20 protein-coding genes and 1 pseudogene are annotated in these 22,443 nt (G+C 59.0%); 9 read left to right on the forward strand and 12 right to left on the reverse strand.

The window, feature by feature from the left end; genetic code table 11:
- Window positions 1-10 precede the first annotated feature (10 nt).
- Entirely contained in the window at window positions 11-850 is an 840-nt protein-coding gene (locus L901_RS25125; protein WP_059761266.1) for an inositol monophosphatase family protein, read from the reverse strand.
- 341 nt (window positions 851-1,191) lie between these two features.
- Here L901_RS25125 and L901_RS25130 point away from each other — a divergent pair, with 341 nt between their 5' ends.
- Window positions 1,192-3,165 carry a bifunctional diguanylate cyclase/phosphodiesterase gene (locus tag L901_RS25130; RefSeq protein ID WP_059761049.1) on the forward strand — a complete coding sequence of 658 codons (1,974 nt, stop codon included), beginning with the start codon at window positions 1,192-1,194 and terminating at the stop codon, window positions 3,163-3,165.
- A 48-nt stretch (window positions 3,166-3,213) separates the two neighbouring features.
- Here L901_RS25130 and L901_RS26765 read toward each other — a convergent pair whose 3' ends face one another.
- The 11 genes from L901_RS26765 to tssH form a co-directional block, all read right to left on the reverse strand.
- Window positions 3,214-3,516, reverse strand: a complete 303-nt coding sequence (locus L901_RS26765) for a PAAR domain-containing protein (RefSeq protein ID WP_080853669.1) — start codon at window positions 3,514-3,516, stop codon at window positions 3,214-3,216.
- Window positions 3,517-3,538: 22 nt separating this feature from the next.
- Complete coding sequence (locus L901_RS25135) at window positions 3,539-4,327, reverse strand: hypothetical protein (protein WP_059761051.1); 789 nt, start codon at window positions 4,325-4,327, stop codon at window positions 3,539-3,541.
- On the reverse strand, window positions 4,328-4,858 hold the full coding sequence (locus tag L901_RS25140) for an SMI1/KNR4 family protein (RefSeq protein ID WP_059761057.1): 531 nt from the start codon (window positions 4,856-4,858) through the stop codon (window positions 4,328-4,330).
- A 10-nt stretch (window positions 4,859-4,868) separates the two neighbouring features.
- Complete coding sequence (locus tag L901_RS25145) at window positions 4,869-5,792, reverse strand: HNH endonuclease (protein WP_059761059.1); 924 nt, start codon at window positions 5,790-5,792, stop codon at window positions 4,869-4,871.
- Window positions 5,789-6,268, reverse strand: coding sequence for a hypothetical protein (locus L901_RS25150; protein WP_059761061.1), 480 nt, complete (start codon window positions 6,266-6,268; stop codon window positions 5,789-5,791). The genes L901_RS25145 and L901_RS25150 overlap by 4 nt, the downstream gene beginning before the upstream one ends.
- The gene (locus tag L901_RS25155; RefSeq protein ID WP_059761063.1) at window positions 6,265-6,861 is read right to left on the reverse strand and encodes a DUF4123 domain-containing protein; all 597 of its coding nucleotides are present in this window, start codon (window positions 6,859-6,861) and stop codon (window positions 6,265-6,267) included. The genes L901_RS25150 and L901_RS25155 overlap by 4 nt, the downstream gene beginning before the upstream one ends.
- A gap of 8 nt (window positions 6,862-6,869) precedes the next feature.
- Window positions 6,870-9,233: a type VI secretion system tip protein TssI/VgrG gene (tssI, locus tag L901_RS25160; RefSeq protein WP_059761065.1), complete on the reverse strand. Its 2,364-nt coding sequence runs from the start codon at window positions 9,231-9,233 to the stop codon at window positions 6,870-6,872.
- Window positions 9,234-9,246: 13 nt separating this feature from the next.
- Entirely contained in the window at window positions 9,247-9,747 is a 501-nt protein-coding gene (locus tag L901_RS25165) for a type VI secretion system amidase effector protein Tae4 (protein WP_059761067.1), read from the reverse strand.
- Window positions 9,748-9,758: 11 nt separating this feature from the next.
- Window positions 9,759-10,148, reverse strand: a complete 390-nt coding sequence (locus L901_RS25170; RefSeq protein ID WP_059761069.1) for a Rap1a/Tai family immunity protein — start codon at window positions 10,146-10,148, stop codon at window positions 9,759-9,761.
- A gap of 109 nt (window positions 10,149-10,257) precedes the next feature.
- Window positions 10,258-10,734: an Hcp family type VI secretion system effector gene (locus L901_RS25175; protein WP_003504561.1), complete on the reverse strand. Its 477-nt coding sequence runs from the start codon at window positions 10,732-10,734 to the stop codon at window positions 10,258-10,260.
- A 57-nt stretch (window positions 10,735-10,791) separates the two neighbouring features.
- Window positions 10,792-13,446, reverse strand: a complete 2,655-nt coding sequence (gene tssH / locus L901_RS25180) for a type VI secretion system ATPase TssH (RefSeq protein WP_059761072.1) — start codon at window positions 13,444-13,446, stop codon at window positions 10,792-10,794.
- 220 nt (window positions 13,447-13,666) lie between these two features.
- On the opposite strand from tssH, the gene tssA reads away from it, so the two are divergent.
- The 8 genes and pseudogenes from tssA to tssG all read left to right on the forward strand — a co-directional run bounded on the left by tssA (window position 13,667) and on the right by tssG (window position 22,442).
- A complete protein-coding gene (gene tssA, locus L901_RS25185; RefSeq protein ID WP_082710827.1) occupies window positions 13,667-14,722 on the forward strand; it encodes a type VI secretion system protein TssA in 1,056 nt (351 codons plus the stop codon).
- Window positions 14,723-14,789: 67 nt separating this feature from the next.
- On the forward strand, window positions 14,790-15,299 hold the full coding sequence (gene tssB / locus L901_RS25190; RefSeq protein ID WP_035263819.1) for a type VI secretion system contractile sheath small subunit: 510 nt from the start codon (window positions 14,790-14,792) through the stop codon (window positions 15,297-15,299).
- Window positions 15,300-15,400: 101 nt separating this feature from the next.
- Window positions 15,401-16,882 (forward strand): type VI secretion system contractile sheath large subunit, encoded by a 1,482-nt coding sequence (gene tssC, locus L901_RS25195; RefSeq protein ID WP_059761077.1) that lies wholly within the window; start codon window positions 15,401-15,403, stop codon window positions 16,880-16,882.
- Window positions 16,883-16,937: 55 nt separating this feature from the next.
- Window positions 16,938-18,331, forward strand: a pseudogene (gene tssC / locus L901_RS25200) (type VI secretion system contractile sheath large subunit).
- Window positions 18,328-19,152 (forward strand): type VI secretion system accessory protein TagJ, encoded by an 825-nt coding sequence (locus L901_RS25205; RefSeq protein ID WP_059761079.1) that lies wholly within the window; start codon window positions 18,328-18,330, stop codon window positions 19,150-19,152. Before tssC (L901_RS25200) ends, L901_RS25205 begins: the two are co-directional and overlap by 4 nt.
- Window positions 19,145-19,654 (forward strand): type VI secretion system baseplate subunit TssE, encoded by a 510-nt coding sequence (gene tssE, locus L901_RS25210; protein WP_059761081.1) that lies wholly within the window; start codon window positions 19,145-19,147, stop codon window positions 19,652-19,654. The genes L901_RS25205 and tssE overlap by 8 nt, the downstream gene beginning before the upstream one ends.
- Window positions 19,647-21,428, forward strand: a complete 1,782-nt coding sequence (tssF, locus tag L901_RS25215) for a type VI secretion system baseplate subunit TssF (protein ID WP_059761083.1) — start codon at window positions 19,647-19,649, stop codon at window positions 21,426-21,428. Before tssE ends, tssF begins: the two co-directional genes overlap by 8 nt.
- A gap of 9 nt (window positions 21,429-21,437) precedes the next feature.
- On the forward strand, window positions 21,438-22,442 hold the full coding sequence (gene tssG / locus L901_RS25220) for a type VI secretion system baseplate subunit TssG (RefSeq protein WP_059761085.1): 1,005 nt from the start codon (window positions 21,438-21,440) through the stop codon (window positions 22,440-22,442).
- Window position 22,443 lies beyond the last annotated feature (1 nt).

A 22,443-nucleotide genomic window follows, 5' to 3' on the forward strand; every position in this document is an offset into this window, starting at 1 on the left:
CCGCCATAAATCACGCCGATACCGCCCGCGGACGATCCGACAGCTGCCGCGCGGCGAGAGCTATATTCGATGCCTGGCTGACGCCTTTGGCAACACCGGCGGCTGCGGCCAGCACCGGCCCGCCCTCCCGAAGACTGCCGATCTCCAGAAAAGGGCACACATTGCCGCCAGCTTCGCTGACGAGTAGCAGCCCCGCAAGACAATCCCATGAATTCATGTGCAATTCGAGATAGCCATCGGAACGGCCATCAGCCACATAGGCAAGCGCCAGCGCACCGGAGCCGGCGCGGCGGACATTGGCGCCCATATCGAGCAGGTTCCTGACGACATCGAGATAAGTCGCATTCGCGATGCGAGTGGACCACCCCATCTCGATCGAAGCGGCATCGAAGCGCTCCGTTTCCGCAGTCCGGATCGGTTGCCCGTTGCGCGTCGCTCCCTCGCCGCGGCGGGCGAAATAAAGCTCGCCTAGGGCAGGACTATAGATCGCCCCGATTTCGGTCTGGCCGTTTTCGACATAGGCGATGGAGATGCAGAAATGCGGAATGCCACGGGCAAAATTGGCGGTGCCGTCGATGGGATCCACGACCCAGACGCGCTCACCGATCTCGCCGCCGCCCTCTTCCCCGAAAAAACTGTCTTCCGGGAAAGCGGCCATGATCGCGCCGCGAATATGCGCTTCGGAGGCAGCATCCGTCACCGTCAGAAAATCCTGCGGCCCCTTCATCGAAAAGCTGCGCGTCGCCTCGCCCTGAAAACCTTTCAGCACCAGCTCCCCGGCGGAAAGAATAACGCTGCGGCACAATTCGGCACGCGCCGCCAATGTATCGGGATAGTGGATCGAATCCATGCGCAAGAACCATTTCTCAAAGTTTGAACACGCGTTCATATTGCACGCGCGTTCAAACTTTTCAAGGGCGTTGAAACGGAGCTGATGAACATTGGAAGCGGGCGGGCCGATCATGCCAATTCAATGGATTCGCCGCAACACGTGGCATGAAGCAAAGGGCTTCCTCCCTCATCAGGAATATCCCCGCAGGAAACATTTAATACTGAAAACATTGGAATGTTGCGAAACGCAGCGCCTGCATCTTGCGGTTGATGTAGTTGTCTGTCGGTTAACCCTGTGTATTTCCAATGATGTAACGGGAATTATGTTACGAATGCCGCTCTGTACTTGAAGAGCCATGAATGAAAATACTGACCGCCACACAAAAACTGCAGGACTTCATGTCCGTCCGGTCCGACAATCCTGATCTGCTGAAAGCACAGTACCGCGCTTTCACCCGACAGATGCCGATGATGTATTTCATCCTGCTTTCAAGCACATGGGCGCTTGCCGTGACGCATATGCGATTGGCGCCGCCTTGGCTCACCGTTGGAGTTCCCGCCCTCTTCACACTCGGCTGCACGCTCAGGGTCGCCTTCTGGTGGAGGACGCGCGGCATGGATCCCGAACCGCGGGTGGCGCATGCAGCCCTTCGGCGCACGAATCGCCTCGCTGCCGGCATCGCCATGGCATTCACGCTCTGGTCTTTCCTGCTGGTGCCCTATGGGGATGCCTATACGCAATCCCACGTCGCCTTCTATATGGCGATCACCGTCATTTCCTGCATTTTCTGTCTGATGTATGTGCGTTCGGCCGCCTTCATGGTGACGCTCATCGTCAATGGCGCCTTCATCGCCTTCTTTCTGGCGTCGCAGCAACCGACATTTGTTGCCATCGCCATCAACGTTTTGCTGGTCTGCACCGGCATGATGTCCATTCTGCTGACCAACTACCGCAATTTCGAGCGCATGGTCATTTCACAACAGCGCACGGAAGCGCTCAGCAACGAAAACCTGCTGCTTGCCAATATCGACAGCCTGACGGAACTGCCCAACCGCCGCGCCTTTTTCGCCCATCTTGAGGCCGAGCTCGAAAAGGCCAGGGCAAACGGAACCCGGCTGGCGCTGGGTGTCATCGATCTGGACGGGTTCAAGCCCGTCAACGATCTTTACGGACACTCCGTGGGAGACAGGCTGCTTGTCAATGTCAGCAAACGCCTCACCGCCAATCTGAAAGCCAGCAGGGCCTTTCGGCTGGGCGGTGACGAATTCGCCATCGTCGCCCCGATCATACCGGATGACGCGCAACTCGTCGCAAATGCCAATGCGATCTCCGAGCAGTTGAGGGCGCCTTACCATATGCCGGAGGGCACCGTGCATGTTTCCGCTTCCATGGGAATTGCCGTGTTTCCGAACCTCGCCTCCACGCTTGAACAGCTTTTCGACAGGGCGGATTATGCCCTTTACCACGCCAAGAAAACCCGGCGTGGCGATGCCGTTCTGTTCGATGCGGAGCACGAAAAGCAGATCAATATCGAAGCCCGCGTCGAGCACCTGCTCAAACAGCGGGATATGGAAAACGAGCTTTCGGTCGTATTCCAGCCGATCGTCGATATACGCAACGGAAGGACGGCAGGGTTTGAAGCGCTGGCGCGCTGGCACAGCCCGGTTCTCGGACATGTGCCGCCTTGCCAGTTCTTCCCCATCGCGGAACGGGCCGGCATCGTCGGTTCGCTGACGCGGCCGCTTCTCAAGATGGCGCTCGCCTCCGCCGCCAAGTGGGAACCGTCCCTGCGCCTGTCGTTCAACCTTTCGGCCCAGGACCTCAATTCCCATGAGGGCGTGCTTTCCCTGCTCGGCATTATCGAAAACAGCGGTTTCGATGCACGACGGCTGGACCTTGAAATTACCGAGACAGCTTTTGCCCATGATTTCGAACAGGTCAGGCAATCGGTCGAAATGCTGCGCCGTCTCGGCTGCGGCATATCGCTGGACGATTTCGGCACCGGCTATTCCAGCCTGACGCGACTGCATGCCCTGCCGCTAACCAAAATCAAGATCGACCGCAGCTTCGTCACGGACCTGCACGAAAAACCAGCCAGCTACAAAATCGTGAAATCCCTTCTCACCCTCAGCCGCGACATGGGACTGGAATGCGTGGTGGAAGGGGTGGAAACACCAGCCGAGCTCACCGCACTCGAAGGCCTCGGCGCCACGCTGGTGCAGGGCTACATCTATGCACCGCCGCTTCGGGAAGAGGATGTCGGTGCGTTTCTTTCGGGACAGGCGACTAGAAGCGGAGCTTCCATGGGCAAACGCAGAAACAGGCTCCGCTAGTCAAACCATTGCATGAGGCAGATTGTCGTCACGGCACCGTATTTCAGATTACTCGAACGTAATCCAGGAGGTTCCCTGCACCAATCTTCCACCATGCGCGCATGCATCCCCCTGCCGCACTATCTTCTTTCCATCAATAACGGCAAAGGACGAGCCGGCAGTAATTGTATCGGTCGTCGGAACTCCCGTGCACAAACAGGTATCACCGACAGTTGCGACCGGCGTTCCTTCAACCGTAACAAAACTCTGTTGGGTGGAGATGACGGGACCACCAACATGCGGTCTTGGGCCGGGATCGACCTTGGGGCAGACATGCATGTGGCCTTTAAGGGAGACTGGGCTGGCGGTCATTGGCTCCTCCTTCTCAACTAAATCAAGCCGCACGTGCAAAAGGCAACGGTGCTATGGCGAGCACTCGGTTATTCCCGCCCCGGAAGCGTAGCCCCCTGTCAAAATCCCCCCCGTTTCTCCATTGAAAAAGGCACGGGTCGGACCGCACGATGAGCGGGTTAATATCCAGAAGCACAGCTTCAAATCCGGCGACATCGCCGGGTTTCAGGTAAATATCGACGATAGCATCATCAATATGAGAGACCTCCCTGAAACGATCCGCAAAATCGACCAGAGCTGCCGCGATGGATTTGGCATTTGCCTCTATCTCAGGAAAAAAAGCCGTATGAAAATACTGCGAAGCGCCGAGGAATTCCCGGTTTTTCATGAAGAGCCTGAACTCAGACCATTTCGGAATGTCTTTCCAAGGCCGTATGAACATGCAGACGTCAAATTTATCTTGAAGTGAACTGGCAAGAAGTCCCGCCACACGGGGGTTATCCCGCAATATATGAGACATGAGTTGGGCGCTGTTGAAGATCGGTCTCGCCTGATAACGTCCCGGCTGCTTGAAACTGCATCCTCCGAGACGAAAATGAGCGCCGTCTTTGAAAACCGCCGTTTTGGCATCTATGCCTATGCGAAATTCATCTGATAGCTGAGTGAGTTCATCTATGTCGAACAGCTCGCGGAAAGCCGCAGTTCTACTTCCTATCGCGGCGCGATCCCGCTCCGAAATAAGCAACTGCTCGAAGGGCAATCCCAACTCGCACACTTCGTCCGGCCAGGATTCGATGAAGGTTGCTCGCCATTTTTCGTGCAGACCAAGCATTTATATCTCGTCGGCCTTTTTAAGATTGTAGAAAAACTCATAAAGAGACGGGGCTGCGAGACCCAGGCCGCGCGTGTTATTTCCCGTGCCGAAGGGATCCGACGCTTGTTCCCACAGCCATACTCGGTTATCGGTCTTATCCCGACCATTCATCAACAAATACGAATTCCCACCGTCAGCGGTGCCGAAGAATATCATTGGCAAGGTGAACTGGTCGGGCCACGTGGAGTTGCTTATGAACATGTCGTGTCGATCATAAAACCGCTTCTTGCCAGAAACCAGGACTTGAACTTCGTGCGCAGAACGCGTGCCATCCTCATATGTCACAATAAAATTTGCGTAGATATCGGGTTGTTCGAAGCCATTCCAGCCATAGCGCATGAGAACTGCAACAAGCTGCTCCGGCACTGACAATGAGGTGTAGTCCTCAAATTCGTGAATATCTTGGGCAGACCAGAGAGAGTCTTCCTCAAAAGACCAATCGCCCGTTTTCTGCATTCTGGCGATTGCTTCATCCAAAGTAACGCTCATAATATTTTCCTCAATAGGCAGGGTCTTTTACTGCTGAAGCGCCACCGGTATGTGCACCCCCGCCCGACTTTACGGCATGGATTCGTTCATCAACAAGCTGCATCGTTGATGTATCTTCATTGTGGTGCCATGTGTAACCATCCTCCATTTTGGAGGCGTTCCAGCTGCCATACCTTTCTTTCATCGCTGTTCTCGCTTGCCCGAAATCGCCATTTCGCGCGGCGTGGTTACCCTGCATATCAGGGATTCGTGCTTCGATGGGCTTGCCGTCCGGGCCTTTTTGGCTGAAGGGCGAGAAATCGGGCTTACCATTTCGGTATTGAACGCCATCCTGTCCATATTCTTTCAGCGCCTTATCGGCCGGTGTCCCCGGTTCAGGGGACCACTTGCTGTTGCCCGGCTCTCCAGACCACTTCCCCTCCCGTGGAATGTTCTTGTATTTGCCGCCGTTCTTATATTCGTCGATCTTTTTCTGACGGCATGCCTTCGTATTGCATTTTCTCAAATCTTCCTGAAGCTTCCGGTAGGCTTCGCCGCGCTTGGAAGCCCAATATTTCGATGCCGCCGCCGACTTTCGTACATGGTCTTCGAGCGCCTTGACCTTGCGCTGGGCGGCAGCAACCTGACTCATCAGTTTTTCGGCATACCGCGCAATCTTGGTGCCTTTGGCAGCGGCCTTGGCCCCGTCACCCCAGACAGGAATAAGACCGACCAGATCAAGCCCGGCATCTGCCCAGTTGCCGGTCCAGGCGTTTCCAATGGCGCTCGCAACATCCACGACACCTCCCACGACGGGAACGGACGAAGCAGCCAGCCAACCTGCTTCTTTCGCGATTTCGGTGTAGCGCTGGTTCAGCATGTCCAGATCACGACGGGCCAGTTCAAGCTCGCGCGTGTCAGGAACATTGACGAGGTCATCGAGGTGCTGGCTCATTGAACGTCTCTCGCCTTGGCGGCACGCTCACGCTCGAACTCCTCCTCGATGTCGTCATAAGGGACGCCGAGAATGTTGTTCTTCATATATTGCGGGAACCAGAAGGCATTGTCGCTCCGCGCGATCGCGTTCCCTTCCTGGCTCATGGTCGGTTCAAGGTTACAACGCTCGATGCGTTGTTCCTCAGTCTGGTTTTGATCGGCAAGGATGGATTTATAAGGTTCGAAGAGAAAGAAATCCGGGCCGATCCGCCACATCAAAACGACAAAGTGAATTTGATAAACTGGGTCGGAAAAGCCGAAATGCTCCGCATAGCGTCTGCCCCAGCGTGTCATTTCGGTAGCCTGGGGCGACCCCGCCATATCAGCGAAACTGGGTAGATGCTTTGGCATCACTTCTCTGGTGAAATAACTCGTAAAATCGTCGTCATCGTGCAGCATCGCATTCATCTGACGCGGATCGAATTCAATGATCATGATAATGCCCTCTCAACTGCCTTTGCCTGACCTGTGCCTCCGGAAGGCAAAACGATCTCACGATGTACAATGCCATTTCCAAAGCGGAACTTGAGGAATTCTCCCGCCTTCAGGTCGTTTTCACAATAAAAACACTCAATTCCGTTGAAAAAAACAGCGGCCTGCTCCGATGTTAGGACTGGCAGATATTGGCGCAGCGTTCGTGGGTCGTAATAACGAAAGAAGTGAATAGTCCCCTCACTATCTTTGACCATCGTAAATTTCCTCAAATGCCGAATAACATCCTCCAATGCATGCGACGTTCGCAGAAAAATTGACCAGCGTTTGCCAAAGCCATTGTCGATAAGCCACTGCAATACGCTTTCGTCAGATGTCATTTCTGCGACCCAAGCCGTATCGTCTCCAAACTCCTCAAGCGCGTTGCCTCTGTAAAGACATGCGACCTTGTCCGTCATGGCTTGAAGTGCTGGTGGAATAATCATGGGCGCCCGGGACGCATCGACAACGGCATAAAGGCGAGTAGTTCCCCCACTCCCCTGCTCCTCCCGAAGTTTGGAAAGAACTTCCTGCCTCTTCTCGCTATTGAGTTCCACGCCAACCCCTACTTCTTCGAGCAGTCTTCAGCAAAAGGTTTGTTCGTGCTTTTGCCGGCGCTGCCCCGCTTGAAGTTCACAGCATTTGCTTTGACCTCGAACTTGGTTGCCTTGATAAACACCCCGTTTTTGTTGATCTCGATGACGCCACCGGGCGCCGCAAGCACTATCTTGTCGCTAACGATCACCGTGTGATTTTCAGTTTGCGTAAAAATGGCTTTGCCAACGTTTATTTCGTAACGCTCTCCAACGGTTGTCTTCTTTGTCTTTCCGACGCTCTCCAGCGACGTCTGGCCTACATTCGTAACCTTGCTGACCCCGATCTGCTCAGCCCGCGCCACACCGACGCTATCGGATTTGAACGTGCTGACGATCGTGTTCATGATGCCCGGCAGCGGAAACAATCCCGAAGCATCGGAACCGACGCCCGAGCCGGAGCCGGCAAGCGCCGTACCGGCATCCGCACGCGGGCTTGAGCCGGAAACGACACCCTCACGCGAGGAAAGACCGCCTGCGCCGAGGAAGCCGAGTGCGGATGAGGCGAGCGTGGTGGCGAAGGCCGCGACACCGGGGCCACCGCCGCCGGCGATCTGGGCGGCCTGCGAAAGAAGGCCGGCCGTCTGCCCGGAGAGCGCCTGCACGCCCGCCATGGCCATCATCGCCATCGGCCCCGTTCCGCCGACGACGGTGTTTACCGAGCCGCCGATCTCGTGTTTCTGGTTGCCGGAAACTTCCACCGCGCGGTTGCCGCCGACCGAGGCGACCTCATGCCGGTCGATGCGCTTGGTCCGGTCATTCAGAACCCGCGTCGTCTGGTCCTTCTGGGCGTGGAAGAACTGGTTCTCCTTGCCGGCCTCATCCTCGAAGGTGATTTCGTTGAAACCGTCGCCCTTGTGGCTGTTGGAACGCAGCACCATGCGTGTCTTGTTGGCCGGCAGGTCGTAAGGCACGGAATTGGCCGGGTTGTTGACCACGCCGATGACCAGCGGCTTATCCGGGTCGCCATCGACAAAGGCGACCATCACCTCCATGCCGATGCGCGGAATGACCTGCGCACCCCATGTGCCGCCGCCCCATGCCTGGCTGACCCGCACCCAGCACGTATCCGTGCCATCCTTCTTCGCTTTGCGGTCCCACGGGAACCACAGCTTGATGCGGCCATATTGGTCAGGATGGATTTCTTCGCCTTCAGGGCCGGCGACGATCGCCACCTGGGTGCCTTCGATGCGCGGGCGTTTTGTTGACCGGTGCGGCGTCAGCGGCACACGGGCTGGGATCGCCTCGAAGATGTTGCGATATTCCGGCTCGTTGCCATTGGTCTCATAGGAGAGGTCGACGATATTGTGGCTTGCCCTGATGATCACATGCTCTTCATAGGCGTGTTCGGGATGGGCAACCTCGTAAGGCGTGAAGCGGCGGCCGGCTTCCAGAATGCGCGAGGTCGACGAACCGAAAACCCGGTCGTGATCGGCTTCGATGGACTGGGTGCGCAGTTTTTGCGCCCGCTCGGCCTCTTCCACCGTCTTGATGCGGGCCGGATATTCGTAAAGCTCGCGCTTCGTCGCATCCGGCATCTGCACCAGCGACGGCGTCATCGTGCCCGGCACCATGCCCGGCGTCTCGAAATTCCAGTCGGCACCCGCACGCTGGCCCGAGACATAGGAAAAACGCCGTGCCCAGTCGTTGATGTGGTTGCGATCCGACGATCCCTGCGCCAGGCGCACCGTCCCCTCCCCCTGGGCGGCCGGCGACGGCCCAAGCCAGCCGCTGGCGCTATCGGCCACATGCAGCTTGTGGGAACCATCCTCATGGCTGAACCAGTAAAACAGGCCGTCCTCTTCGAAACGGCGGGTGAGATAATCGAGATCGGTCTCGTTCCATTGCACGCTGTAGTGCTGTGCAGGCGGCGGCGAAATGATGCCCGATGTATCGGGGGCGGGAATGCCGTGTTCGGAAAACAGCGTCTCGACGATCTCGACCGCCGTCTTGTCCATCCAGATACGGCAATCCGACCGGCGCGACAGCAGCCACATTTGCGGGCGGATGGTCAGCGCATAGGAGCGCATGCCGCGTGTGATCGGCGGGCCTTCATGCAGCTCCGTCACCAGGCCGTTGAAGGGGCGGCGAACACCGCCGCCATCGCCATCGCCCTGGCTTATTTCGATGGAGATATCGACCAGCCGTCCGATCAGTTCTTCGGGCTTGACCGCTTCCTTCTTGGCCCGCACGGTCAGGCGAATGTCGAAGAGCTGCGATACGCCCTCCTCGACGGACAGGCGCTCTGGCAGAAGCTGGTCTTCGCCGAGTGGCGAAGACACCTTCAGAACGCGGCTCGCCTGAACGAAATCGGAAAAAGACGGCTGGTCGTTCATGGGATACTCCTAATCAGGACCCGCGGCTGGACTGCAGAGGCCAGAACCAGATCGTTTCCGAATTGTAGTAGCAGGCCGAAGCGCATTGGGTGGCTTCGGAGCCGCCCCGCACCAGATCGATATGACCGCCGCCGGTGTAGCCGGGGATATTGTTGAACGCCACGACGCCATTGCGCGCGCCGATGCCGTTTCGCGCCGTCGCGGGGGTGAAAGGCTCGGGTTCGCCAAGATAGCTCGTCCGCTTCATCAGGCTGGCAAGGCGGCGCATGTTCACCTCTATGCCCTTACCGGCATAGGGGCCCTTCTGGATGCGGTGCGAGGCGGGCACGATGTTGATGCCCGACTTCACGAAAGCGATGCTGACGCGAATGGCGCAGGTATTGTGATAGTTCGGATTGCCGATGAAATCGTCCCAGCCGATTTCCGTGAACAGATCACGCTGGCTGAGATAGTTCGGATGCGACGGGTCGCTGCTCGGATAATTCTTATAGAGAGTGTCAAAGTTAACACGCATGGTTCGTCCCACTAGTTACTTTTCTGCTCACAGGGAAAGGAGACCTTGAGCGCCTCCCGCACGAGAGTGGCTGCCTGTTCATCCAGTTTTTCCGCAGGAAGATCGCCGAGATAGGTGTAGATCCGGTCGGTGAGTTCATGGGGCGCCACGGCACCCGCACCGCACCAGTCCGATCCGCTTGTCAGATCGGCCACACCGGCGATATAGGCGCTCGATTTTGCGACGGAAACCAGCCGCCGCATTTCCGGATCAGACACTTCCGGGGCAAGTTTGCCCTCGATGGCCTGCTTGAGTTCGGCACCGGAAAATATCCATGTCCGTTCCTCGGCACCCGCCGGCGAAAGACCGGACAGAGCCAGAACAACCGGCACGGAAACAAAAAACGCATATAGGGAGCGCATCAAAAACCCGCCTCGTCCAACGTGGATGAGAAACATCACGACGTGAGCTGCAAAACTGCAATGAAAACGTTCCGGTGCCGGCAAATGCCGGCACCGGGTCGCGTCGCTATCAAGCGGCCTTCGTCGTCGCCAGATCGTAAGAGGCGATCATCGGAGACTGCGGCGAGTTGTTGTCGTCGAACGGCGTGTACTTCACTTCCATCTTGGTGAAGTTGAGCTTGATGGTTTCCACCGGACGGTCACCGCTGGAATCCACCGAGTAGCTGGCGATGAGCGTGTTCGTCAGCAGATACTCGATATAGGTGTTGCCCGGATTGCCCGTGGTCACCAGATGGATGGTTGCCAGCTTGCCAGTGCGGCCGGCGCAGGCTTCCTGGAAAAGCTTGGTGGAAGAAGAATCGCTAACCTTGGTCAGAATGACTTCCGAAATGGTCGGTTCGGATGCTTCGCGGTTTGCAGCAGAACCGGCAGACGTGTTCATGTTGCGCGCTACGTTCCAGTGAATGGCTTCGATGTCCATCCACTTGCGGTGTTCCTCATGCGTGGCGTCGCCCTGGATACCGTCAATCTGCAGATAAATTGGCATGCTGTAAGCTCCTGTAGCTGAAATGACCTCTTGCTTCGAGGCCGCGTTACCCTTCGTTTAATGCCGCATGCGTCGGGTAGCCCCATCCGACGCGGCAACTTTATCCACCCCACCCTCTTCGGACGCGGCGAATTCATCTATTTCCCCAGCCGCTTCGGCACGAATGCCGAACCTGTTTTCACCAAAATCGACAACGATCTTGCCCACGCGTTCTCCCGCGATGACTTTCTCGAGGAAAAAGCTGGAAAGAGGCGGCAGGAGATCCTTGCCGATCATGATTTCGATGGCGCGTGCGCCAATTTCACTTGCACCGGCGCGCGCCACCAGCGCGTCGCGCGCGGCATCGGAAAGGGTCAGGTCGGCGCCATATGTTGCGAGAACACGCTCCCTGATCTTGCCGATCTGCATATCCACGATCCCTGCGAGCTCTTCCGCACCGAGCGGCATGAAAGGCAGGATGATCGTGCGCCCGAGGAATGCGGGCTTGAACTGTCTGGTCAGCTCCGGCATCAGCAGCGCTTCCAGCGCCTCGCCTTCCGGCATCGTATCCGGATCGGCAGAGAGCGCGGCCAGCAGTTCCGAACCGGTATTGGCCGTCATGAAGATCGTGGTGTTCTTGAAATCAACATCGCGGCCTTCGCCATCGCGGAGCACGCCCTTGTCGAACACCTGATAGAAAATATCCTGGACGCCGGGATGGGCCTTGTCGATCTCATCGAGAAGGAGAACGCCGAACGGCCGGCGGCGCACCGCTTCCGTCAACACGCCACCTTCGCCGAAACCGACATAACCGGGCGGCGAACCGAGAAGCAGCGAAACCTTGTGCTCCTCCTTGAACTCCGACATGTTGATCGTCGTCAGATGGCTGTTGCCGCCATAGAGCAGATCGGCGAGCGACAGCGCCGTCTCGGTCTTTCCCGTTCCGGACATGCCGACGAGGAAGAACACGGCGGGCGGGCGACGCGGATCGGACAATCCGGCACGGGCGGTGCGCATGGCATCGGCAATGCGGGTAATTGCAGCATCCTGCCCCACGACCCGCTGGCGCATGCGCGCATCCAATGTGCGCGCGCTTTCGATCTGGTCGGCCAGAAGCTTACCGAGCGGAATTCCGGTCCAGCGCGATACGACGGATGCAATCGCTTCACGATCGACCACCGTCGGCACAAGTCTTTCGGCATTTGCCGGTTTGGTCTCAGCCGCAGGCCGCAGGCGCGACACATTCGACGCGCCGGTTTCAACGGGCTGCTCTTCGCCGAATTCAGCCATTTCCGCATCGTAACGGCCGCGCAGATCGTCGATCCCACTCTCGAGCTTCTCGACTTCGTCGCGTATCGACTGGATACGGCTTTGCATCTCGTCATCCTGCGGTTCACGCAGAAGCCAGTTCAACTCATCGGTCAGAAGACGCCGCTCGCTTTCCATGGCGCGCAGCCGTTCCGGCAGGGTTTGCCGCGCCAGCGAAACGGCGGCCGCGGCCGTATCGAGAAGGCTGACGGCCTTGTCCGGCAATTGCCGTGCCGGCATGTAACGCGCCGATAATTGCACCGCCGCCACAATCGCCTCGTCACGGACGATAACGTTATGATGGCTGACGAAGCTGTCGGCGACACCGCGCAACATACGGATCGCGGTCGTCTCATCCGGCTCGCGCACATGCACGGGCTGGAAACGACGCGTCAGCGCCGCATCCTTTTCGAAGTATTTCTTGTATTCGCTCCAGGTCGTGGCCGCGACGGTGCGCACTTCGCCGCGCGCGAGAGCGGGCTTGAGAATATTGGCCGCATCGCCCTGTCCGGCCGCACCGCCTGCGCCGACAAGGCCATGCGCCTCGTCGATGAACAGGATGACCGGCTCGGCCGAGCGTTTTACCGCATCGATCACGCCATGAAGACGGCGCTCGAACTCGCCCTTCACGCCGGCACCGGCCTGCAGCAGCGAAATATCGAGGTTGAGCAGACGGACGTTGCGCAATTTTTCCGGCACATTTCCGGAAGCGATTTCCAACGCCAGCGCTTCCGCGACCGCCGTTTTGCCGACACCGGCCTCACCCACCAGAATGGGATTGTTCTGACGACGGCGCGTAAGAATATCAACGAGTTGGCGCAATTCATCATCGCGCCCGATCACCGGATCGACCTTGCCGTTCCGGGCGTCGGCTGTCATGTCCTGGGTGTAAAGGCGCAGAAAATCGTTCTGGCCGGCGGCCGGCGCGGCACCCGCCGCCGCGGAAGGGATCTCTCTTCCGCTGCTGTCTTCAACCGAACTGCGAAGGCGTTCGAGAGCCGTGCGATCCATCGCCTTCAGCGACGGAAATGCCGAGCGGACGAAAGAGCGGAGCGAGGTTTCCTCGTCCATCGCCAGAAGCAGGTCGCAAAGCGTCACGCGGTCGCGCCCGGCCTCCAGCGACGCGAGAACCCATGCCTCGCGGCCCGCCGTCAGAATGTTCTGGGAGAGCGACAATGCCTCGCCATCGCCGATAACGGCCTCTTCCAGGCTGCGGCCGATTTCCGCCTGCAATACCGGAAGTGGAATTTTTAATTCCTCGAATGTTTTCGCATAGATGCCGGCATCTACAACCGCCAGCAGCCAATGCGGGATATCCACGTACCTGTGCCCCATACGCACCGCAACGGAAGCCGCAGCTTCAAGGGTGACGCGCAGGTCAGGCTCAAGCGCTTCAACGAGGCGATTGAGATCGATATGCGACATGCAATGAGCCTCCTGCCCGGGTTCATTCCACAACGTGACGTGGAATAACTATGATGATGAAACCGGGTTGTCCACCCCGAAGTTTATTTTTTATCGGGTTAGATTAGGCAGTAGACGCCACAATTTAGACACATTTTGAATAAGTCTGTCTGAGGAATAACCTTACGTAAGGGAAGTAACTACAAAAAATCCATTACTATTTTCTGGGGATAGACTGCTCTTGAACGCGCCGCATGTTAAAAGAGATATAGAGTTTTTTGGAGATTGCGGAGAAAACATCCGCATCGATTCAAGAACGCGTGAAATATACTATAGAATTAAGGATGAAAGAAACCAGGCACGCACAGAAGAGCGCGCCGCGTCCCCACAGGATAACTTAAAGATCTCCAGTAGCTGGGACAGTGTCAGCAATCTTGGATTGCAGATTATATATTCTGAAAGCAAGGACATAGAAATATTGGCGTGGCTTGCCGAAGCAAGCCTGCGGCTGCGCGGCTTTCCTGGACTGCGAGAAATCTATGAGCTTTGTGGCGATCTTTTTTACAACCACTGGGACTCATTGCGCTCCATCAGCGATGATAATGATGAGGAAAAATTTGCACCTTTTGCGGGATTGAACGGCATCGGCACCGAGGGAACGCTTGTGCAGCCGCTCCGGCTTGCGCCGCTGATCCCCGGGGGAAAATTTGGAGAGCACAGCCTCTGGGATTTCCAGCTGGCGCAGCGACCGAACGAGAGCAAACGGCGCGAAGAACTGTATCGGCTGGCATCCGAAGCAGGCGTTGCCGCCATGTCTTCCCATCTGGCCGAGGTCAACGCCTGTCTCTCCAGCTTCGATGCCATCATGGCGGTTCTTTCCGAACGCTGCGGCCAGTCCGCGCCACCCAGCTCCAACATCCGCAACACGCTCATCGAAGCTGCTGCGGCCATCCGCACGCTGGGCGGGCGCGAGCAGGAGCCGGCACCGGTCGAGCAGGCGGCAGCCGCGGTTCCTGGAACAAACGACAGCGGGCAACCGGCGGTACGAACACCCACGACGTCACCGGAAGGCATATCGTCGCGCGACGAAGCGTTTGAAACTCTTCTTTCGGTTGCGCGTTACTTTCGCCGAACCGAACCGCATTCGCCGATCTCTCTTTCCATCGAAACGCTGGTTCGCAGGGGGCGCATGGATTTTTCCGAACTGCTGGCGGAGCTTCTGCCCGAGGCACAGGCCCGCAATGCAGTTCTAACGGCCGCCGGGATCAAGCCCGGCGGAGACAACAACGGAAAATAACGAGGCAAGGGACGGAAACGCCGTCCCGTAACAGTCAGCCATGCCAAGGGGCATCAAGGAGGTTGAAATGGCAAGTGTACACGAAAAGCTGGAACGGGTTCGCAAGCCCCGCGTCCACATCAAATACGAAGTCGAAACCGAAGGCGCGATGGTGGTCAAGGAACTGCCCTTCGTCGTCGGCGTTCTCGGCGATTTCTCGGGCAATCCGACCCAGCCGCTGAAGCCGTTCGGCGAACGCAAATTCGTTCAGATCGACCGCGACAATTTCGATGAGGTGATGCGCCGCATGACGCCTGGCCTCAACATTGCCGTTGCCAACACGCTGCAGAAAGACGGCACGGACATGCAGGTCAACCTGAAGTTCGAAAGCATGGACGATTTCGAACCCGGCGCCGTCGTGCAGCAGGTTCCCGCCCTCAAGGCGCTTCTCGACGCCCGCAACGAGCTGCGCGACCTGCTTTCCAAGGCCGACCGTTCGGAAGATCTGGAGCGGATGCTGGAAGATATTCTGCAGAACAAGACCGATCTCGCAACGCTAGTTTCCGAACTCAAGGAAAAGAACGGCGCGAGCAAATAATCGCCTGTGCGGAGGAAAACCTCCCCGAACGGCCCCGATTGCGGGGCTTCAACTGTTCAAGCGGCATTTTTTTTCAAAGCCGCATGTGGAAGGACTGAAACATGAGCGCTGAAAGCCTGCTGAAAAACGAAGCACAGGCAACGACCGCCGAAGATCAGGGACTGCTGTCCAAGGTGGTTGCCGCAACCCGCCAGACCGAACCGGACCGCGCGCAAAATCTTCTGCGCACGCTGACAGATCAGGCGCTGAAGGGAACGGTCAAATACGACCGCAACCTCACCGTCACCCTCAACCATGCGATTGCCGAACTGGATCGGACGATTTCCGAACAGCTCGCCGCCATCATGCAGGCGCCGGAATTCGCCAAGCTCGAAGGCACCTGGCGCGGGCTCAACTATCTCGTCAAGAATTCCGAAACGAGCGTCAACCTGAAGATCCGCGTCATGAACGCCGGCAAGCGGGAACTGGCGCGCGATCTGGAAAAGGCCGTGGAATTCGATCAGTCGCGCCTCTTCAAGGCGATCTACGAAGACGAATTCGGCACACCCGGCGGCGAACCGCTCGGCGCGATCATCGGCGATTACGAATTCGACAATTCCTTCGATGACGTGCAGTTGCTGCAGGGCGTCTCATCGATTGCGGCGGCGGCTTTCGCACCGTTCATCTCGGCGGCAAGCCCGCAGATGTTCGGCTTCGAGGATTATCGCGATCTCGCCCGTCCGCGCGATCTCGAGAAGATTTTCGATACGGTGGAATACGCCAAGTGGCGCAGCTTCCGCGAAAGCGACGATTCCCGTTTCGTCACGCTCGCTCTGCCGCGTGTTCTGGCGCGCATGCCCTATGGCCCGAAAACCAACCCGATCGACGATTTCGCCTATGACGAAACCAGGGGGGCGGTGAATGGCGACCTGCAGCATGACGAATATTGCTGGATGAACGCCGCCTATGTCATGGGAACGAAGCTGACCGACGCTTTTGCGAAAAGCGGCTGGTGCACGGCGATCCGCGGTGCGGAAAATGGCGGCCGGGTGGAAAATCTGCCCATGCACGTCTTCTCCAGCGATGACGGCGATCTCGATCTGAAATGCCCGACGGAAGTGGGCATTACCGACCGCCGCGACGCGGAACTCGGCAAGCTCGGCTTCCTGCCGCTCTGCCACTACAAGAACACGGATTATGCGGTGTTCTTCGGTGCCCAGACCGCGCACAAGCCGAAGCTTTACGACAAGCCGGAAGCCACGGCCAACGCCGCCGTTTCGGCCCGCCTGCCCTACATCATGGCCACGTCGCGCTTCGCGCATTACCTCAAAGTGATGGGCCGTGACAAGATCGGCTCCTTCATGGAAGCGTCGGATTGCGAAGTCTGGCTCAACCGCTGGATCGCCAACTACGTCAACGCCAATGACGAAGCGGGCGAAGAAAGCCGGGCGAAATATCCGCTGCGCGACGCCAAGGTGACCGTGCAGGAAGTGCCGGGCAAACCCGGCGCCTACAATGCGGTCGCATGGATGCGGCCCTGGTTGCAGATGGAAGAACTGACGACCTCGCTGCGCATGGTCGCCCGTATTCCGTCCAAGAACTGAACCCGGACCGGGGTGGTCCGCCACCCCGGCCCCGTTCTTCACCCGGAGCCCGCTCATGGCGCATCAGTCCTTTCCGGACGCCCGCATTTTCGCCGACCAGCTCATCGCCCTCATCGACGATGCGCTGACCGGCCAGGTGAACGCCATTCTCCATCACCCTGATTTTCAGGCGATGGAAGCGAGATGGCGCGGGCTTGCCATGGTCGTTCGCGAGGCTGGTCGCGGCGCCGACGTCAAGGTGAAGATGCTGAATGCCAGCTGGCGCGATCTTGCCCGCAACACGGAACGCGCCACCGACTTCGACCAGAGCCATCTTTTCGAAGTCGTCTATAATCGTGAATTCGGCATGCCGGGCGGCGAGCCGGTCGGCCTGTTGATCGGCGACTACGCCTTTTCCCCTGACGATCTTCAGGGCGCCGATTCCATCACCACGCTGTCGCAGATCGGCATGGTGGCTGCGGCCGCCTTCTGCCCCTTCGTCGCGGCGGCCGCACCTTCCGCCGTCGGCCTGCAGGACTTCGCCGAACTCAGCCGAGTTCACGACTTTTCCTCGCTGAAGCAGGATAAATCGCGGCTGCGGTGGAATGCGCTACGCGCACGCGACGATTCCCGCTTCGTCGGCCTTGTCGCGCCGCGCGTTTTGCTGCGCTCACCCTACAGGCCCTATGCGCGGGGGCGCGATGACGGATTTCCATTCCGCGAGCATGTGGCGGAAAGCGGCGAGACCCTGCTGTGGGGCAATGCCGCCTTTGCCTTTGCAACGGTGGTGGTGCGCAATTTCGTCGATTCCGGCTGGTTTGCGGATCTGCGCGGTGTGACGCAGGATGCCGTGGATGGCGGCATGCTCTCTTCCCGGCAATTGCCGCCGCTCGATCTCGGCATCGAGAGCAACGGCCTTTCCGCGCAGCCGCCCGTCGAGGTGCAGCTGACGACCGGACAGGAACAGCAATTTTCCGATCTCGGCATCGTGCCTGTCTCCACCACCTATCTCTCCGGCATGGCGATCTTCAACGCCAACCAGTCCCTGCATGCGCCCGGCCATTATTCCAGCGAAGCGGCAAGACAGAACGCCCGCCTCGCGGCCATGCTGCAATATGTGCTGTGCGCCTCCCGGTTCTCGCATTACCTCAAGGTCATCATGCGCGACGATATCGGCCAGCTGAGCGATGCCTCGACGATAGAGCGCAAGCTGGAAGGCTGGCTTTCCTCCTACACGCTCGGCAATGACGATGCGGAAGCGGCGCTGCGCACGCGCTACCCGCTGCGCTCCGCCGGGATCAACGTCTTCGAGGTTCCCGGCAAGCCCGGAACATTCTCCTGCACCGTGCGCCTTCAGCCGCATTTCCAGCTGATGACGTCTCCACGAGCTTCCATCTCATTGCCGAAACCATGATGCCGCCCGCCGCCGCATCCCGGTCTCAGGCCGAGCCGCAAAGGATACCCGCATGACGCTGCGCGACGATATTTCCCGCCTTCTCGACGATGACCGGCTGCAGGACGCGATCGGGCTTGCGCGCGAACACGTCAAAACGAAGCCAACCGATAAGGATGGCCGCCATTTCTATATCGACCTGCTGGTCCTTGCCGGCGACTATGAGAAGGCCGATGCGCAATGCAATCTGGCCGCAACATTCTCGCCGCAGGAAAGCGTCGGCTTTTCTCTCTTTCGCCATCAGCTGCGCGCCATGGCCGCACGCAATGCGTGGTTCGAAACCGGCGCGGTGCCGGATTTCCCCGGCGGTCCGTCCGAACTCGATCAGCTGGCTATCCGGGCGAATATCACTGCACGCAGCGGCGATGCGGATGCCGCCAGAACCGCACTGGCTGAACTCGATGAAAAACGCGGCAATGTACCAATCGGCCGCAACGGCAAGAGCGCCGGCGATATTCGCGATCTGGACGACCGGATTCCGCATGCGCTGGAGGTGCTGACCAATGGCGGCCGCTACCTGTGGATCGATTACGGTCGTATAGAAAGCCTCACCATCGACCCGATGAGCCGCCCGCGCGATCTTGCTTTTCGTGGGGCTGAGCTGACGTTGCGCGACGGCGCGGTCGCATCCGTGCTGCTTCCGGCGATCTATCACGGTGCCAAGGACGATGTCAGCCTCCTCCTCGGCCGGGAAACCCGATGGAGCGAGGAAGACCAGCCTCTCGCAACCGGGCAAGGCCAGCGCTGCCTGCTGATTGGCGACGATGTGGTGCCGTTCCACGAGATCGGTTCCCTTTCCGCCGCCTCCGACGATGAAAGGCAGATCGCCCGTGGTTGATCCGCTCGAGCAATATCGCGCGCGGCAGAGAACGCTGTCGCGCTCCGTTCTGGACCGGCTGCTCGATGACGCGCCGGATGCGGAAACGGATATGCTCGTCAGCCTGAAGGATCAGGCGCGCGAGATGCGCGAGGTGATCCGCCGCGATCTCGAGGCATTGCTCAATACCCGCCGTAACCCCGCCGGTCCGCCGGCGGCGCTGAAAGAGCTTACCGATGCGCTGGTGAGCTATGGCGTGGACGGCATTCTTTCGGCCAATCTGGTGACGGATGCCTCCAAGGCGCGGCTCGCACGCAGCATCGAGCGGCGAATTTCCTTGTTCGAAACCCGCCTTGGCGATGTGCATGTGACGATCCTGAAAAACCGCACGGATGGCGACCGGGCGCTTCGCATGCGCATACAGGCAAGTTTCCGCCTTCAGGAAGGCATGCCGCCGATCAGCTTCGAATCCCGGATCGATCCGTCCACACAGCGTTTCCTGGTGGAGGCGACGAATGGCTGACGGCTTTCTCGAAAAATACAATGACGAGCTTTTCGCGCTCCGAAAACGCGCCTCGCGTTTTGCGGCGGCGTTTCCGAAGATCGCCGGCAGGCTGCGCATGACGGGCGATGTCGCCGACGATCCGCATGTCGAGCGGTTGATCCAGAGCTTCGCCTATTCCGCCGCCCGTGTGCGCCAGAAGCTGGACGACGAGTTTCCCGAACTGTCGGACAGCCTCTTGGAAACGCTCTACCCGCATTATCTTGCGCCGATCCCGTCCATGAGCGTGGTTCAGTTCACCCCAAGCACGGCGCTCGCAACCGTGCAGACACTTCCCCGGCACAGTGAAATCCTTGCCGAGCCGGTGGGTGGTGAAAGCTGCCGTTTTCGCACCACGCAGGCGGTGGAAATCGCGCCGCTGCAAATCGCAGCCGCAACGCTGTCCGGCCAGCCGATCGACGCGCCTTTTTCGGCCTCGTTTACCGGCGCCGCCAGCTGCCTGCGGCTTTCGCTGCGCAGCACGGCGCCGCGCGGCGGCACTTTCCCGGAAATGGGCCTGACGAAGCTTCAGATTTTTCTGTCTGCCGCCTGGCAGCAGGCCACGGCGCTTTACGAGCTTTTGACCAACCATTGCGTGGGCATGGCGCTTGCGCGGCACGCCGAGGACAAGGAAGCCGTTTTCCTGCCCGCCGGCAATCTCACGCCATCGGGTTATACGCGCGATCAGGCCATGTTGCCCTATCCGGCCAACAGTTTTGACGGATACCGGCTTCTCACCGAATTCTTCGCGCTGCCGCAGAAATTTCTCTTCCTCGATATCGACGGGCTGGGCAGATGGAGCAGCGGCGATTGCGAACTCTACATCTATCTGGATGCGGCGGACACGCAGCTTGAGCGCATGGTGTCGGTCCGGGATTTCGTGTTGAACGCCTCGCCGGTCATCAACCTGTTCAAACAAAGCTGCGAACCGCTCAGCCTCGATGGCACGCGCACGGAATACCGGCTGCTACCGGATGCACGACGGCAGCGGACCCGTGAAATCTATGCCGTCGAGAATGTTCAACTGACCAGCCGTTCCGGGCAGACGGAAAAGACCTCCCCGTTTTTCGGCCGCACCCAGCGCAATAACGGCGCGAACGTTTTCTGGCAGATACAGCGCCGTTTCGACGACGACGGTTCTTCCGATACGGACATCGCCTTCGTCGATCAGAAGCGCGGACCGCTTGGACCGCTCGACATGGTGGCGAGCATCGATACGCTGTGCATCAATCGCGAATTGCCAAGCCAGCTTCCCTTTGGCGGCGGCCACCCCTTCCTGCAGCTTTCGACCGGCAACGAGGCGGTGAAATCCATCCATGCGCTGATACCGCCGACGGCGGCGATCCGCGTCAACGAACGCTCCGCGCGTGAATGGCGGCTGATCTCACATCTCCTCCTTAACCACCTCTCCCTCACCGACAGCGGCGGCGCGCCGCTGAAGGACATTCTGTCGCTCTATTCCTTCAGGGACAGCCCGGAAACCCGGCAGCTCGTGGAGGCGATCAGCAATGTCGAGGCGCAGAATTCCCACGCCCGGATCGGCTCGGCGATGGTACCGGGAACGGATATCACCGTGGAGTTCGACCCCGCGCTGATCGCGCGGCCTGCCGCATTTGTTTTCGCCAATGTCCTCAATCATTTCTTCGGGCTCTACACCTCGATCAACAGCTTCACGCGGCTGACGGCGACGATGCGCGGCCACTCCAAACCGATTGCCCGCTGGCCTGCCCGCGCGGCCGACCGGCCGCTGCTCTAGGAGACCGGGATGGAACAGCAGACGCCAACCATGAAAGACCGGCAGGCGGCGCTTCTCAGCGACGATCCCGGCCGTTTTGAGCCCGCCACCGCGTTTCGCGTCGCCCAGCTGGTTTCGGCGGATGACGGGATTGTCGTCGGCGCTCATGGCGGAACACAGCCGACCCCGCTGGCGATCAGCGGTTTCAACCGCAAACGCGGGCAGGCTGAACTGAAATCCGCCTTCGCGCCGATTGTCGGGCCGCTAGGTTCGCTGCCGCCGGCCTATGGCGAATTGCTGCAGCGGGAAGAGCGCAATCGCTCCGGCGCGCTGGCGAGTTTCTTCAATCTGTTCGCGGCAAGGTTCAGCGAACTGTTCGTATCCGCGACGGAAAAATACCGCCTCGCGAGGGGATTGCGCTGGTCGGCCGAGCAGCGGGAGAACGGTTTTCGCAAAACCCTGCTTGCACTCACCGGGTTCCGCACAGCCGGTCTGGTGGAAAAGGCAGGCGTGAGCGAAGATGCGCTCCTGCGGTTCAGCGGCCTTCTGGCCGGCCGCAACCGCAATGTCTCGGCCCTCACCTCGATGCTTTGCGAATTCACGGGACTTCCGGTGAATGTCGAACAGTTTCGCCGGCGATGGGTGGCTTTGCCGCTTCACGAACAAAGCCAGCTCGGACAGGCATCCGGGCTGAGGCTCGGACAGAACACGACGGCGGGAAGCGCTGTCGAAGATATGAGCGGTGGTTTCCGGATCGTGATCGGTCCCGTCGCCTACGCGGATTATCTGGCTCTGACGCCCGGATCGAAGCGGCTTGCGGAGATATTTTCGCTGACACGCCTGTTCGTCGGAAGCGCCTTGCATTTCGATGTGCAGGTGATCCTGAAAAAGGAGGACATTCCCTTTTGCCGCCTCGGCCAGTCCGATGCCCCCGCCCGCCTCGGCTGGAATAGCTGGGCTCGCGTGGCGCCCGCAGAAAAAGACAGCGCCGATGCTGTGGTGACCGAGCGGGAAGGCTCGGCGATTTCCGCGTGAG

Source organism: Agrobacterium sp. D14 (genome assembly GCF_001526505.1).
GTDB classification, from domain to species: domain Bacteria; phylum Pseudomonadota; class Alphaproteobacteria; order Rhizobiales; family Rhizobiaceae; genus Agrobacterium; species Agrobacterium leguminum.